This is a genomic window from Caballeronia sp. LZ034LL (genome assembly GCF_031451215.1).
Lineage (GTDB): Bacteria > Pseudomonadota > Gammaproteobacteria > Burkholderiales > Burkholderiaceae > Caballeronia.
Window position 1 is genome coordinate 1,478,114 of the sequence record NZ_JARUXR010000004.1, and the last position, 14,264, is coordinate 1,492,377.

15 protein-coding genes and 1 pseudogene are annotated in these 14,264 nt (G+C 63.6%); 2 read left to right on the top strand and 14 right to left on the bottom strand.

Annotated features, from left to right (window positions below):
- Nucleotides 1-23: 23 nt before the first annotated feature.
- The 11 genes from trpA to leuC form a co-directional block, all read right to left on the bottom strand.
- Nucleotides 24-821, bottom strand: coding sequence for a tryptophan synthase subunit alpha (gene trpA, locus QCE83_RS34015; RefSeq protein ID WP_309821133.1), 798 nt, complete (start codon nucleotides 819-821; stop codon nucleotides 24-26).
- Nucleotides 822-905: 84 nt separating this feature from the next.
- Nucleotides 906-1,769 carry a site-specific DNA-methyltransferase gene (locus QCE83_RS34020; RefSeq protein WP_309821134.1) on the bottom strand — a complete coding sequence of 288 codons (864 nt, stop codon included), beginning with the start codon at nucleotides 1,767-1,769 and terminating at the stop codon, nucleotides 906-908.
- An 11-nt stretch (nucleotides 1,770-1,780) separates the two neighbouring features.
- The gene (trpB, locus tag QCE83_RS34025) at nucleotides 1,781-2,974 is read right to left on the bottom strand and encodes a tryptophan synthase subunit beta (protein WP_309821135.1); all 1,194 of its coding nucleotides are present in this window, start codon (nucleotides 2,972-2,974) and stop codon (nucleotides 1,781-1,783) included.
- Between the two features lie 48 nt (nucleotides 2,975-3,022).
- Complete coding sequence (locus QCE83_RS34030) at nucleotides 3,023-3,691, bottom strand: phosphoribosylanthranilate isomerase (RefSeq protein WP_309821136.1); 669 nt, start codon at nucleotides 3,689-3,691, stop codon at nucleotides 3,023-3,025.
- The gene (gene truA, locus QCE83_RS34035; RefSeq protein ID WP_309821137.1) at nucleotides 3,688-4,491 is read right to left on the bottom strand and encodes a tRNA pseudouridine(38-40) synthase TruA; all 804 of its coding nucleotides are present in this window, start codon (nucleotides 4,489-4,491) and stop codon (nucleotides 3,688-3,690) included. Before truA ends, QCE83_RS34030 begins: the two co-directional genes overlap by 4 nt.
- Nucleotide 4,492: 1 nt before the next feature.
- Nucleotides 4,493-6,403, bottom strand: a complete 1,911-nt coding sequence (locus tag QCE83_RS34040; protein ID WP_309821138.1) for a FimV/HubP family polar landmark protein — start codon at nucleotides 6,401-6,403, stop codon at nucleotides 4,493-4,495.
- 162 nt (nucleotides 6,404-6,565) lie between these two features.
- A complete protein-coding gene (asd, locus tag QCE83_RS34045) occupies nucleotides 6,566-7,687 on the bottom strand; it encodes an aspartate-semialdehyde dehydrogenase (RefSeq protein WP_309821139.1) in 1,122 nt (373 codons plus the stop codon).
- An 84-nt stretch (nucleotides 7,688-7,771) separates the two neighbouring features.
- Complete coding sequence (locus tag QCE83_RS34050; protein WP_309821140.1) at nucleotides 7,772-7,939, bottom strand: hypothetical protein; 168 nt, start codon at nucleotides 7,937-7,939, stop codon at nucleotides 7,772-7,774.
- A gap of 142 nt (nucleotides 7,940-8,081) precedes the next feature.
- Entirely contained in the window at nucleotides 8,082-9,149 is a 1,068-nt protein-coding gene (gene leuB, locus QCE83_RS34055) for a 3-isopropylmalate dehydrogenase (protein WP_309821141.1), read from the bottom strand.
- Nucleotides 9,150-9,178: 29 nt separating this feature from the next.
- On the bottom strand, nucleotides 9,179-9,829 hold the full coding sequence (gene leuD / locus QCE83_RS34060; RefSeq protein WP_309821142.1) for a 3-isopropylmalate dehydratase small subunit: 651 nt from the start codon (nucleotides 9,827-9,829) through the stop codon (nucleotides 9,179-9,181).
- A gap of 24 nt (nucleotides 9,830-9,853) precedes the next feature.
- The gene (gene leuC, locus QCE83_RS34065) at nucleotides 9,854-11,263 is read right to left on the bottom strand and encodes a 3-isopropylmalate dehydratase large subunit (RefSeq protein WP_309821143.1); all 1,410 of its coding nucleotides are present in this window, start codon (nucleotides 11,261-11,263) and stop codon (nucleotides 9,854-9,856) included.
- 338 nt (nucleotides 11,264-11,601) lie between these two features.
- Here leuC and QCE83_RS34070 point away from each other — a divergent pair, with 338 nt between their 5' ends.
- Together QCE83_RS34070 and QCE83_RS34075 are read left to right on the top strand one after the other, a co-directional pair.
- Nucleotides 11,602-11,850 (top strand): AbrB/MazE/SpoVT family DNA-binding domain-containing protein, encoded by a 249-nt coding sequence (locus tag QCE83_RS34070; protein ID WP_309821144.1) that lies wholly within the window; start codon nucleotides 11,602-11,604, stop codon nucleotides 11,848-11,850.
- On the top strand, nucleotides 11,844-12,164 hold the full coding sequence (locus QCE83_RS34075) for a type II toxin-antitoxin system PemK/MazF family toxin (RefSeq protein WP_309821145.1): 321 nt from the start codon (nucleotides 11,844-11,846) through the stop codon (nucleotides 12,162-12,164). The genes QCE83_RS34070 and QCE83_RS34075 overlap by 7 nt, the downstream gene beginning before the upstream one ends.
- 148 nt (nucleotides 12,165-12,312) lie before the next feature.
- Here the strand turns inward: QCE83_RS34075 and QCE83_RS34080 are convergent, their stop codons facing one another.
- From QCE83_RS34080 to sdhB, 3 genes and pseudogenes are all read right to left on the bottom strand, one after another.
- The gene (locus QCE83_RS34080) at nucleotides 12,313-13,614 is read right to left on the bottom strand and encodes a citrate synthase (RefSeq protein ID WP_309821146.1); all 1,302 of its coding nucleotides are present in this window, start codon (nucleotides 13,612-13,614) and stop codon (nucleotides 12,313-12,315) included.
- A gap of 177 nt (nucleotides 13,615-13,791) precedes the next feature.
- Nucleotides 13,792-14,088, bottom strand: a complete 297-nt coding sequence (locus tag QCE83_RS34085; protein WP_309821147.1) for a succinate dehydrogenase assembly factor 2 — start codon at nucleotides 14,086-14,088, stop codon at nucleotides 13,792-13,794.
- A 1-nt stretch (nucleotide 14,089) separates the two neighbouring features.
- Nucleotides 14,090-14,264 (bottom strand): annotated as a pseudogene (gene sdhB / locus QCE83_RS34090) (succinate dehydrogenase iron-sulfur subunit); the annotation flags it as partial.

A 14,264-nucleotide genomic window follows, 5' to 3' on the forward strand; every position in this document is an offset into this window, starting at 1 on the left:
GGCCGCGGCGGCGCGTATTTTACTCAGGCATCGAGCGCCTGACGAATTTCCGCGATGAAACTCGTCAGCGACGCGGCAGCGGTGTCCGGCTTGGCTTCCTCGAGCAGTTGCACGAGGCGGCTGCCGATCACGACGGCATCCGCGACTTCGGCGACGGCGCGGGCGGTTTGCGCGTCGCGAATGCCGAAACCGACGCCGATCGGCAGGGGCACATGCGACTTGATGGCCGGGATTTTACTCGCGATGCTGGAAACGTCCAGATTTGCCGAGCCGGTCACGCCCTTGAGGGACACGTAATAGACATAGCCGCTTGCGATCTTGCCGACCGCCGCCACGCGCGCGTCCGTGGACGTGGGCGCGAGCAGGAAGATCGGATCGATGCCGGCCGCGGTCATGGCCTGACCGAAGTCCGCAGCTTCCTCGGGCGGATAGTCCACCACCAGCACGCCATCCACGCCGGCTTCCCGGGCGGCTTTCGCGAACTGCTGGGCGCCCATGCGTTCGATCGGATTGGCATAGCCCATCAGGACAACGGGCGTCGTGTCGTTGGTTTCGCGGAAGCGCGCCACGTCGGCGAGCACGCGCTTCAGCGTAACGCCGCGCGCCAGCGCCCGTTCCGAGGACCGCTGGATGACGGGACCGTCGGCCATCGGATCGGAAAACGGCACGCCCAGTTCGATGACGTCCGCGCCGCCCTTGGCCAGCGCATGCATTAATTCGACCGTCTGTTCCGGGTTCGGGTCGCCGGCGGTGATGAACGGGATCAATCCCTTCCGGCCTTGCGCGGCCAGCGCCGCAAAAGTGTTCTTGATACGGGACATGAGGATTCTCGATTCGGATTCGTTGGCCTCCGAAGTCGTGCGGACATCGGAGGCGATCTGCGACGAAAATGCGTGCTACGGGCGTTATTCGGCCGTTTCAGTCGCGGCGTCGATCACGAGCGGCGGTCGGCGGCGGGTTTCCGGCAGTTTCGGCTTGCGATCCTCGGCCAACCGGTTTTCCGCAATTGCACAGTAATCCGCGTTGATCTCGTAGCCGGTGAAGGCACGGCCATGGCGGGCACAGGCGACAGCCGTCGTGCCGCTGCCCATGAACGGATCGAGCACGCGGCCGCCCGGCGGACAGCTCGCCAGCACCATGCGTTCGACGATCTCCAGCGGCTTCTGCGTCGGATGATCGACCCGCTCCGCGTGCTGCCGATGCAGCCGCGATACGGACCAGACATCCTTCGGGTTATAGCCGAGTTCCAGCCACTTGCTGCCTTCGAAGATCTTGCGCGAGCGCGCTTTTTTCGTCTCTGCGTCGTAGGGGATGCGCACCGGATCGAGATCGAAGTAATAGTCCTTCGAGACCGCGAAATAACCGATGTTGTCATGCACTGACGTGAATTTACGCGTCGTTCCCCCCATGCTCGGCACACGGCGGTCCCAGACGATCTCGTTGATCATCATCAGACGCCGTTTGAGGAACACGAAGAGTTCAGGCGAGTATTGCCACGTGCAGAAGATGTACAGCGAGCCGCTGGGCTTCAGCTTCGGAATCGCCAGGTCGAGCCAGCGATACGTCCACTCCAGAAAAGCCTCGCCGGACAGCATGTCCGAGTCGTTCCCGTAATCCTTGCCCAGACCGTAAGGCGGATCGGCGACGATCAGATCGATCGACGCATCGGGAATGCTCTCGGCATCGGCCAGAAAGTCACGGTTGCGAATGTCGCTGCCGGCGCGGGTGAGAGCGCCGGCGGACAAGGGCTCGTCGATGACGGTGCGCATCTATCGGGGGCTCAGAACTGGATGCCCGATCGCTCGGCGACCGTATGCATGTCCTTGTCACCCCGGCCCGACAGATTGACGAGCAGCACCTTGTCGCGCGGCAGCGTCTGCGCGAGCTTGGCGCCGTAGGCCAGCGCGTGGCTCGATTCGAGCGCGGGAATGATGCCCTCGATGCGGCAGCAATCGTGGAAGGCCTTGAGCGCTTCGTCGTCGGTGATACCGACGTATTCGGCACGTCCCTCGTCCTTCAGCCACGCGTGCTCGGGGCCCACGCCCGGATAGTCCAGACCCGCCGAGATCGAATGGGTCTCGATGATCTGCCCGTCCGCGTCCTGCAGCAGGTAGGTACGGTTGCCGTGCAATACGCCAGGGCTGCCGCCGATCAGCGAGGCAGCGTGACGGCCGGTATCGATGCCGTCGCCGGCCGCTTCGACGCCGATCAGCCGCACATCCTTGTCTTCGATGTAGGGATAAAAGATGCCCATCGCATTCGATCCACCGCCAACGCATGCGATCACCGCGTCCGGCTGCCGGCCTGCCATCTCAGGCATCTGCACGCGGCATTCGTCACCAATCACGCGCTGGAAGTCGCGCACCATCATCGGATAGGGATGCGGGCCGGCCACCGTGCCAATGATGTAGAAGGTGTTCTCGACGTTTGTGACCCAGTCGCGCATCGCTTCGTTGAGCGCGTCCTTCAGCGTCTTGGAGCCGGACTCCACCGGCACCACCGTCGCACCGAGCAACTTCATGCGATAGACATTCGCGGCCTGCCGGCGCACGTCTTCCGAGCCCATGTAGACCACGCATTCCATCCCGAAACGCGCCGCGATGGTCGCCGTCGCCACGCCATGCTGGCCCGCGCCGGTTTCCGCGATCACGCGCGGCTTGCCCATCTTGCGGGCGAGCAGCGCCTGACCGATCACGTTGTTGACCTTGTGCGCGCCCGTGTGATTCAGGTCCTCGCGCTTCAGATAAAGCTGCGCGCCGCCCAGCATCTCGCTCCAGCGCCGCGCATGATAAATAGGCGACGGACGGCCCACGTAGTGCTTGAGCTCGTATTCGTATTCAGCGATGAATTCGGGATCTTTCTGAGCCGCTTCATACGCGACGCGCAGTTCGTCGAGCGCGTGGATGAGCGTTTCTGAGACGAACACGCCTCCAAACTGGCCGAAATGGCCTCTTTCGTCTGGCAAGTTGTACATTTGTGTCACTCTCGGTTACGCGAAACGGCTGTGCGTTCCGCGTTCGATTTATCCAGCATCCGCTGCGCGCACCGCGCGCACGAATGCCGCCATTCGGGCGGGATCTTTCACGCCCTTGGCGCCCGGTACTTCGATGCCGCTGGAGACATCGACCGCGTACGGGCGCACACGCCGAATGGCGTCATGGACGTTTTGCGCGTTCAAGCCACCACTCAAAACGGCCTGATGCCCGAGATCTGTTGGGATAAGTGACCAATCGAATACCTTTCCACCGCCGCCGAAGCCCTCGACGAGGGCGTCGAGCAGAAGGCCGCCTGCGGCTTTGAACTGATTTGACGATTCTATCAAATGGCCTGGGGACGCATCAGGCCCAATTCGCAGTGCGCGCCAATAGGACAAACCCGCAATGTGCGCCAGTTCCTCGCATTGTTCGGGGGTTTCGTCGCCGTGAAATTGCAGCAGCGAAAGCGGCACGTTCGACGTGACTTCGCGGATCCAGTCGGGCGTCGCGTTCACGAACAGGCCGACGATCGAGACCAGCGGCGGCACATGCCGGGCCAGTTCGGCCGCCTGCGCGACGCTCACCGAGCGCGGGCTGGGCGGATAGAACACGAAGCCGACGGCGTCCGCGCCCAGCGCCACGGCGTGCTGCACGTCTTCGACGCGCGACAGTCCGCACAGTTTGATGCGGGTTCGATGCAGATCGGTTTCGTTCATGTCGGCTCGGCCCAGACGGCGCTCCAGGGCATGGCGGCGAGGTGAGGCGGCGGCACCGCGAAGTGTTCAGGATAGCCGACCTCGGCGAGATACAGCCCGTCCGGCATGAAAGTGGGCGCGGCGATGCGCCGGTCGCGCGCGGCGAGCACGTCGGCCATCCAGGACGCCGGATGACGCCCCCGGCCGATCGCCACGAAACATCCCATCAGGTTGCGCACCATGTGATGCAGAAACGCATTGGCGCGAAAGCGGAAGTGGATGAAGTCGCCCTGTTCGCGCACATCGATCTGATGGAGATGCTTGACCGGCGTCTTCGACTGGCAATCGGCGGCGCGGAACGACGAAAAATCATGCTCGCCGATCAGGCAGGCAGCCGCGTCGCGCATCGCGGCGACATCGAGCGGCGTGTGGACCCAGCCTGCGCGCTTCGCCAGCATCGGCGAGCGCACCGGATTCACATACAGCACGTAGTAGTAGGTGCGCTCGAACGCGGCGAAACGCGCGTGGAAGTCGTCGGGCATTGGCCGGGCCCACTGCACGGCGACGGTCTCCGGCAGGAAGGCGTTGGTGCCGCGCACCCAGGAGAACTCGGCGCGGTCCAGGTCGGTGTCGAAGTGCACGACTTGTCCCAGACCGTGAACTCCGGTATCCGTGCGGCCGGCGACGATCGTCGACAGCGGCGTCTGCGCGAACTCCGCAAGCGCGCGCTCCAGCGCGTTCTGCACGGTCTTGCCGTGCGGCTGGGACTGCCAGCCGCAAAACGCCGAGCCGTCGTACTGAATGCCTAAAGCAATGCGCATTTCAGGAGTGCGGCGCGAGCGTCGAGAGCAGCGTGGCGGCCTGCTGGCGCGTGGCGGAATCGTTCGATTCGATCACTTCCTGCAACAAGGTGCGCGCGCCCTGAAGATCGCCCAGCTCGATGTACTCGGCAGCCAGTTCGAGCTTGTTGCGGGCGATGGTCGCGAGCTGCGCGGGCGTGAGCGCAGGCAGCGGCTCGGTCGCGCTCGACGACGGCCCCAGATCGAAATCGAGACTCAGCGGTCCGAAACGCGTTGCGCCGAGCCCCGCCACCGATGCCGCGCCCGCCGTGCCCGCTTCGATCTGGGACGCGACGGACGGTTGCTCCGAAGCCTGCGCCGGAGGATTCGCTACCGGCTGCGGCACGAAAGGCGCCTGTTCGATCGGCGTCCGGTCGATCTCGTGTTCATCGGCGGACCGCGCGGTGAGCGGCGGCGTGTCCGGCAGAGATTCGCGCGGCGGCGGTTCCAGCGCCACTGTCGGCGCGGGTTCGACCGGCGTGGCGGGTGTCGCCTCTGCCTTCAGTTCCATGCGCGGCGGCAACGCCATGTCGAGCGAATCGAGCGCCTGGATGGCCTCCTGCGGGAACTTCGGCATCGGGAAGCTGTGCCTGAGCACGGGCTCTTCGTCAGGCGCGAGATCAGGCGATTGCGCCGGTTCATCGGCCGTACGGGCCTGCAAGTCACGAAGTTCCGCTTCCCGCCCGACGATTTCCTTCTCCGCCGCTTCCCGTGCCTGTTCTTCGCGCTCCGTCATCCTGCGCAGTTCGGCTTCGCGGGATTCGGCCTCGCGCGCCGCGGCTTCCCGCACGTTCCTTTCGTGCTCCAGCGCCTCTTGTGCCTGCTGCTCCGTGGCGTCCCTGCTCGCCGGGGTGCCAGGCATCGGCGGAACGAAATCGGGGTGATGCGCGGCCGGCGCGACGAGTGTGAATGCTTCGGTAAAGGGGACGTCGCGCGGAGCTTCCGCCGTCGCGCGGGCGGACGTCGAAGGGTGCGCCTCGGTCGTCGGGGGCAAGTCGGATTCGGCGTGTGCTGCGGGAATCTGCGTCGCCTCGGCGCGTTCGAGACTCGCCGCAGCCGCCTGGATCTCAGGCTGGCTGTCCTCGACGGGCTCGTCAGCGCCTGCGGAAATGCCGCCGGCCGCCGCGCCTGCTTCAGGTCCACGCTCGGCAGGCGCGTCGTCTGCGGCCTCTGCCTGACGCTGCTTGCCTCGCCGCATCCGCATCACCACCATCAGCACGACGATGACCGCGATCACCAGGCCGATCAGCATCGGCGACATGCCGCCGCTTTTGGCAGGTGCCGTGCTGGCGGGTGCGCTGGCGGTGACGGCGGGCGCGGGCGCCGGTTCGGTCGTCTGCGCAGGCGCGGACGCCGTGTCCGCCGGCGCGCTCGCGGCGGGCGCCACGGACGCTGCGGGCGCCGCACTCGCAGCCACGGCCGGCGCGCTTTCCGAAGCCGGCGCAGCCGGTGCGGAAGCGGCAGTGGCCGCCTCGACCGGCGCTGAAGCCGAGGCCGAGGCCGAGGCCGAAGCCGAAGTCGAAGCCGCTGCCGGCGCCGACGCGCCGCTCAGATCGGCGGGCACGTTCAGCACGGCGCCGAGCTTCAGCTTGTTGATGTCGTGATTACCGAACGAGGTCGGATTTGCGTCGAACAGTGCACGCGCCGCACGTGCCTTGACGTCACGATCCTTCGATCCCGTCAGCTCGCCGGCAATGTCATTCAGCGACTGCCCCGGCTTGACCGCATAAGTCTGACCCGGCGCCTGACCCGCCGCGGCGGCAGAGGCCGCATCGCTGGCCTGGGCGAGCGCGTCGCCGGGATGCGCCCAGAACATCGCGCATACGGTGAGGCTGACCGCGGCCAACGCTGCACGCGACGTCGAAACGAGAGACCGGCGAGGTCGTTGGATCATTGAGGCTCCGGAATACGGCGAGATTGGCGCGACGCGGGCACGGCCCGCCCGCTCGAATTCAGTTGTGCCGCGATGCGGCGCGCGATCGCCCAAAACAAAAGGCGCCGCGTGAAACGCGACGCCTTTCTGTTTCAGCTACACGCTTCAGGCGCGTAGTTTACTTTACTTGTCCAACAGAATGCGCAGCATGCGGCGCAGCGGCTCGGCGGCGCCCCACAGCAACTGGTCGCCGACCGTGAACGCCGACAGATATTCGCCGCCCATGGCCAGCTTGCGCAGGCGGCCCACCGGCACCGTCAGCGTGCCCGTGACGACCGAAGGCGACAGATCGCGCATCGACGCTTCACGCTCGTTCGGCACGACCTTCACCCAGTCGTTGGCCGAGGCCAGGATGTCGTTCACTTCGTCGAGCGGCACATCCTTGTTGAGCTTGATGGTCAGCGCCTGCGAATGGCAGCGCATGGCGCCGATGCGCACGCACAGGCCATCGACGGGAATCGAGCCCGGCTGGCCCATCGCCGGCTTGCCGAGAATCTTGTTGGTTTCCGCGCCGCCCTTCCATTCTTCCTTCGACATGCCGTTGCCGAGATCCTTGTCGATCCACGGAATCAGCGAGCCGGCGAGCGGCACGCCGAAGTTGTCGACCGGCATGCGTTCGCCGTTCATCGCGGCGAGCACGCGGCGGTCGATGTCGAGAATGGCCGAAGCCGGATCCGCCAGATCTTCCTTGGCCGCGCCGTAGAGCACGCCCATTTGCTGGAGCAGTTCGCGCATGTTCTGCGCGCCCGCGCCCGATGCGGCCTGGTACGTCATGGCCGTCATCCAGTCGACGAGGTTCTCGCGGAACAGGCCGCCCAGCGCCATCAGCATCAGGCTGACCGTGCAGTTGCCGCCGACGAAATCACGGCCGCCCTTGACCAGCGAATCCTTGATGACGTCGAGATTGACCGGATCGAGGATGATGACTGCGTCGTCCTTCATGCGCAGCGCCGATGCCGCGTCGATCCAGTAGCCCTTCCAGCCTGCCGCGCGCAGCTTCGGATACACCTCGTTGGTGTAGTCGCCGCCCTGGCAGGTGATGATGGCGTCGCACTTCTTCAGGTCGTCGATGCTCGTTGCATCCTTGAGCTTCGTCTCGTTTTTGGCGAACGACGGCGCGTTGCCGCCCGCATTGCTGGTGCTGAAGAACACCGGTTCGATCAAGTCGAAATCGCCTTCCTGCTGCATGCGTTGCATCAGGACGCTGCCGACCATGCCGCGCCAACCAACGAGACCTACGTTCATGACTCACTACCCTTGAAGTGGACGCTTCCCCGCATCTTTACCCGGCGTGGCCGCGCGGGGAAGACGCTCGGACACGAGGGACGATCAGCGAATCGTGATCGCTTTGATGGAGATTTTCGTAATGCGCGTGGATTTGGAAAACCCGGACGCAACTTGAATGGCGTCGATACGCGTGCCGATGGCGAGTTCCGTGGCGACGGCATGGGCGCCGCGTCCGATGGAAACCAGAGAGAATTGAGAGTTCTTCGCCATGACGAAAGAATATACACGATAAGCCGCTGTTTTCGTCGGTCCGATGCGTCTTCCGTGTGAAATTCGTATCGATCGTGCAGGAACAGCGGTAAAAAGAGACGATCGGCCGCTTTATCCGCGATCGGGCGATCGTCTCCCGCGATTACAGCGCCTTCAGCACCGCATCGCCCATTTCCTTCGTGCCGACGATCTTGCCGTCCGGTGTGGCGATATCGCCCGTGCGGTAGCCCTGCTCAAGCACCTTCTTCACCGCGCTTTCCACGCGCTCCGCCTGTTCGGTCTTGCCGAGCGAATAGCGCAGCATCATCGCGGCCGAGAGGATGGTCGCGAGCGGATTGGCGACGCCCTTGCCCGCGATATCCGGCGCGGAACCGTGCGACGGCTCATACAGGCCCTTGTTGTCCTTGTCGAGCGAAGCCGACGGCAACATGCCGATGGAGCCCGTCAGCATGGCCGCTTCGTCCGACAGGATGTCGCCGAACATGTTGCCGGTCACGACCACGTCGAATGCCTTCGGCGCCTTGACGAGCTGCATCGCGGCGTTGTCGACATACATGTGCGACAGCTCGACGTCCGCGTATTCCTTCGCCACGTCGATCATCGTGTCGCGCCACAGTTGCGAGGTTTCGAGCACGTTGGCCTTGTCGACGCTGGTCAACTTCTTCTGGCGCTTCTGCGCTGCCTGGAACGCGACGTGCGCGATGCGGCGCACTTCGGGTTCCGAATAGCGCATCGTGTCGAAGCCTTCCTTCGCGCCTTCGAACGGACCATCCGGCGCCTGACGCACGCCGCGCGGCGCGCCGAAGTAGATGTCGCCGTTCAGTTCGCGCACGATCAGGATGTCCAGACCCGACACGATTTCCGGCTTCAGCGACGACGCGCCCGTCAGCTGCGCGTAGCAGATGGCCGGACGGAAGTTCGCGAACAGCTGCAAGTGCTTGCGCAGGCCGAGGATGGCCTGCTCGGGACGCAGCGCGCGTTCGAGCTTGTCGTACTTCCAGTCGCCTACTGCGCCGAACAGGATGGCATCCGCTTCCTTTGCCAGCTTGAGCGTGGACTCGGGCAGCGGATGGCCGTGCGCCTCGTAGCCCGCGCCGCCGACCGGCGCTTCTTCCAGCTCGAACTTCTCGCCGAGCGCGTTCAGCACCTTGACCGCTTCGGCCATGATTTCCGGACCGATCCCGTCGCCGGGCAGCACTGCAATCTTCATCGTGTGTTCCTTTCCTGATCGTGATGGATTTAGCCGGCGAGCCGGTGATTGAGCCACGGCTGCTTCGCAAGGCGCTCGGCTTCGTACTGGCGGATCTTGTCGGCGTGACGCAGCGTGAGGCCGATATCGTCGAAACCGTTCAGCAGACAGTACTTGCGGAATCCCGGCACGTCGAAGGTGTACTCGGTGCCGTCGCCGGTGCGCACGACCTGCGCTTCGAGATCGATGGTCAGCTTGAAGCCGACGAACGCATTCGTCTCGTTGATGAGCTTGTCGACATCCTGTTCCGACAGTACGACCGGCAGCAAGCCGTTCTTGAAGCAGTTGTTATAGAAGATGTCCGCGAAGCTCGGCGCGATGATCGCGCGGAAGCCGTACTGGTCCAGCGCCCACGGCGCGTGTTCGCGCGAACTGCCGCAGCCGAAGTTCTTGCGCGTCAGCAGGATGGACGCGCCCTGATAGCGCGGCTGGTTCAGCACGAAGTCCGGGTTCAGCGGACGCTTGCTGTTGTCCTGGCCGGGCTCGCCGACATCGAGATAACGCCATTCGTCGAACGCGTTCGGCCCGAAGCCGGTGCGCTTGATCGACTTCAGGAACTGCTTCGGGATGATCGCGTCGGTGTCCACGTTCTCGCGATCGAGCGGCGCCACGAGGCCGCTATGCACATTGAATTTTTCCATGACGTTCGGACCTTTTCGAAATATTTAAGCGAGCTTGCGGACGTCGACGAAGTGACCTTCGATCGCCGCGGCAGCAGCCATGGCCGGGCTCACGAGGTGCGTGCGCCCGCCCGCGCCCTGACGGCCTTCGAAGTTGCGGTTCGACGTCGACGCGCAGCGTTCGCCGGCATCGAGCCGGTCGGCGTTCATCGCGAGGCACATCGAGCAGCCCGGTTCGCGCCATTCGAAACCGGCGTTCGTGAAGATCTTGTCGAGGCCCTCGCGCTCGGCTTGCGCCTTCACGAGTCCGGAGCCCGGCACGACCATCGCCAGACGGATGTTCGACGCCACGCGCTTGCCCAGCGACTTCACGACGTAGGCGGCGGCGCGCAGATCCTCGATGCGCGCATTGGTGCACGAGCCGATGAAAATCTTGTCCGGCTTGATCGATTCGATCGGCGTATTCGGCTGGAGCGCCATGTAGGTCAGCGCGCGTTCCATCGCGTCGCGCTTGACCGGATCCTTTTCCTTGTCGGGATCGGGCACGCGGCCGTCAATGGACGTCACCATTTCCGGCGACGTGCCCCACGTCACCTGCGGCACGATCTCGGCGGCATTGAGTTCGACGACGCGGTCGAACTGCGCATCCGGGTCCGACTTGAACTGGCGCCAGTACTCGACCGCATGGTTCGACTCGACGCCCTGCGGCGAGTACGGACGGTCCTTCAGGTAGCTGATGGTGGTGTCATCCACGGCGACCATGCCGGCGCGCGCGCCCGCTTCGATAGCCATGTTGCAGACGGTCATGCGGCCTTCCATCGACAGCGCGCGGATCGTGGAGCCGCCGAATTCGATGGCATAGCCCGTGCCGCCCGCCGTGCCGATCTTGCCGATGATGGCCAGCACGATGTCCTTCGCGGTGCAGCCGCGCGGCAACTGCCCTTCCACCTTGACGAGCATGTTCTTGCTCTTCTTCTGCAGCAGCGTTTGCGTGGCGAGCACGTGCTCCACTTCCGAGGTGCCGATGCCATGCGCCAGCGCGCCGAATGCGCCGTGCGTGGACGTGTGCGAGTCGCCGCAGACGATGGTCATGCCGGGCAGCGTCGCGCCCTGCTCGGGCCCGATGATGTGCACGATGCCCTGACGCAGGTCGTTCATCTTGAACTGCGTGATGCCGAAGCTATCGCAGTTCTGGTCGAGCGTGTCCACCTGCAGTTTCGAGACGGGATCGGCGATGCCGTGCGTACGGTCCGTGGTGGGGACGTTGTGATCGGACACCGCCAGATTCGCGCTGATGCGCCATACCGGGCGCTTTTCGAGCTTGAGGCCTTCGAAGGCCTGCGGACTCGTCACTTCGTGCAGCAGATGACGGTCGATATAGAGGATCGAGGTGCCGTCCTCTTCGGTGTGGATCACGTGCGTGTTCCACAGTTTGTCGTAGAGAGTCTGTGCCATGGTGAGCGCTTTCGTATGTGACTGCGGGGAATGTGCCGCCGTGCAGCGACGGCTTGTTTGACCGATTATGCCACTTCCGTGCGCGCTGCGGGTACTAGGCTGAGCGAAAAACCTATTAAAAACAATGCTTTATGCTAGTGGTGCCAGTACCCGGATCAGCACTACCAGCCTGCTTCGTTTCTCGCAGCGAATAGGCCGTTTGGCTGAATGGCGGCACTCCCATCGGATCGGTAGCCTGTGTTGGAGCGTCAGATCCGGCGCGCGTACCAACATTGTATTGACCACATACCCTATGGAGTTATAACATCGTGCTTCCTGTTCTGATCACGAGCGATTCCATGAAAACCACTATCCGGAAGATGGGCAACTCCCAGGGCGTTCTGATTCCGAAACCGTTTCTCGCCCAACTGGGCCTGGAGAAGGAGGTCGAAATGGAAGTCGAAAATGACGCAATCGTCTTGCGTCGTCCGCGCAACAAGGCGCGTCACGGCTGGGCGGAAGCCAGCAAGTCCATCTCGCAGAGCGGCGGCGACCGTCTCGTCATGGGCGAGTTCGGCAATGGCGAAGATGCGGAGCTGGAATGGTAGCCCGCGGCGATATCTGGCTGACCGCGCTCGACCCGACCCTGGGCAGTGAGATTCAAAAAACGCGACCTTGCGTCGTCGTTTCACCGCCTGAGTTGCACGATCATTTGCGCACGGCCATCGTCGCGCCGATGACCACCAAGGGCAGGCCGGCGCCCTTCCGCATTCCGGTCACGTTCAACCGCAAGCAGGGGTTCATCCTGCTGGATCAGATCCGCACGGTGGACAAGGTGCGGCTGGTCAAGCTGGAAGGGTCGATCGAGCTCAGCACGCTCGGGGCCGCGCTGGGCGCGTTGCAGGAAGTGTTTGCGGACTAGGGGCTAGGGACGGTGGGCTCGCCGCTGCCCGCCGCTTGCTGCTGCTTTCTACTGCACGTAGCCCGGCATCAGCCCGTCGCGCGGACATGAAAAAACCCCGGCGGTTGCCCGCCGGGGTTCTCTTGCAGCGTTCCGAAACGTACGCGGCTTAACGCTTCGCCAGCGGCTTTGCCTCGCGCGGCGTCTGGCCGATGAACAGCTGACGCGGACGGCCAATCTTCTGCTCCGAGTCCGCAATCATCTCGTTCCATTGCGCGATCCAGCCCACCGTACGCGCCATCGCGAAGATGCACGTGAACATCGAGGTCGGGATGCCCAGTGCGCGCTGCACGATGCCCGAGTAGAAGTCGACGTTCGGGTACAGCTTGCGCGACACGAAGTATTCGTCTTCCAGCGCGATCTTTTCGAGTTCCATCGCGAGCTTGAAGAGCGGGTCGTCGTGCAGGCCAAGCTCGTTCAGCACTTCGTGGCACGTCTCGCGCATCAGCTTCGCGCGCGGGTCGTAGTTCTTGTAGACGCGGTGACCGAAGCCCATCAGCTTCACGCCCGAGTTCTTGTCCTTCACTTGCTTGATGAACTCAGGAATGTTCTCGACCGAGCCGATCTCTTCCAGCATGTTCAGCGCGGCTTCGTTGGCGCCGCCGTGCGCCGGGCCCCACAGGCAGGCGATACCGGCCGCGATACACGCGAACGGATTCGCGCCCGACGAACCTGCCAGACGCACCGTGGACGTCGAAGCGTTCTGCTCGTGGTCCGCGTGCAGGATCAGGATACGGTCGAGGGCGCGCACGAGCACGTCGTTGACCTTGTACTCTTCGCACGGGTTCGAGAACATCATGTACATGAAGTTCGCGCTGTACGAAAGCTCGTTCTTCGGATAGACGAACGGCTGGCCCACGCTGAACTTGTAAGCCATTGCGACGAGCGTCGGCAGCTTCGCGATCATGCGGATCGCGGAGACTTCGCGGTGACGCGGATCGTTGATGTTCAGCGAGTCGTGATAGAACGCCGACAGCGCGCCCACCGCTGCCGTCAGCACCGCCATCGGGTGTGCGTCACGGCGGAAGCCGCGGAAGAAGAAGTGCATCTGCTCGTGCACCATCGTGTGACGCGTGACCGTGTCCACGAATTCCTTGGCTTGCGCTTCATTGGGCAGTTCGCCCTTCAGCAGCAGGTAGCAGGTCTCGAGGAAGTCGGCGTTGACGGCCAGTTGCTCGATCGGGTAGCCGCGGTACAGCAGCTCGCCCTTGTCGCCGTCGATGTAGGTGATCGCGGAATTGCACGCAGCCGTCGACATGAAGCCCGGGTCATACGTGAACTTGCCGGTCTGACCGTACAACTTGCGGATGTCGATCACGTCCGGGCCCATCGTGCCCTTGTAGATCGGCATTTCGACGCTCGGCGAGTTGTCGCTGAACGATAGCGTGGCTTTAACATCTGACGGGGTCATAGCACATCCTCAATCGAAGTATGGATACAGGTTTTCGATAATTTGCACGACGGAAGCTGCGCGGCAAAAACTGTACTGTCGGCCGTTGGTCTCAGTACGGCCTTGTCATTTCAGCCGAAGCGTTGCAAATCGCAACCATCGGCCTATTTTGCAAAACTCCGCGCATTCCTGCTGAAGTCACACGGTGCGCAGCATGCCAAGCAAGCGGATCACATCCGGCGTTGCCAGGTCGCCTTCCGGCTCCGTGCGGGCCAGCAGCAGGTCCATCAGTTCGTTGTCGCTCAGTTCGAGCAGACGGGTCAAAGCGGCCACGTCGGCGTCACTGAGCTCTTGCTCATATCGGCTGAAGAAACGATCGAAGATCAGATCGTTTTCCAGCAGGCCGCGCCGGGCACGCCAGCGAAGGCGTGCGCGACGAAGGGGGTCGGACTGATGCGGAGAATCGTCTTGGGTATCGACCATCACATTGCCCATCTCAGACCGCCCGGCGCACCATCAATTCCTTGATCTTGCCGATCGCCTTGGTCGGGTTGAGCCCCTTCGGGCACACATCGACGCAATTCATGATCGTATGGCAACGGAACAGACGGTACGGATCTTCCAGGTTGTCGAGTCGTTCGCCCGTCGCTTCGTCACGGCTGTCCGCGATG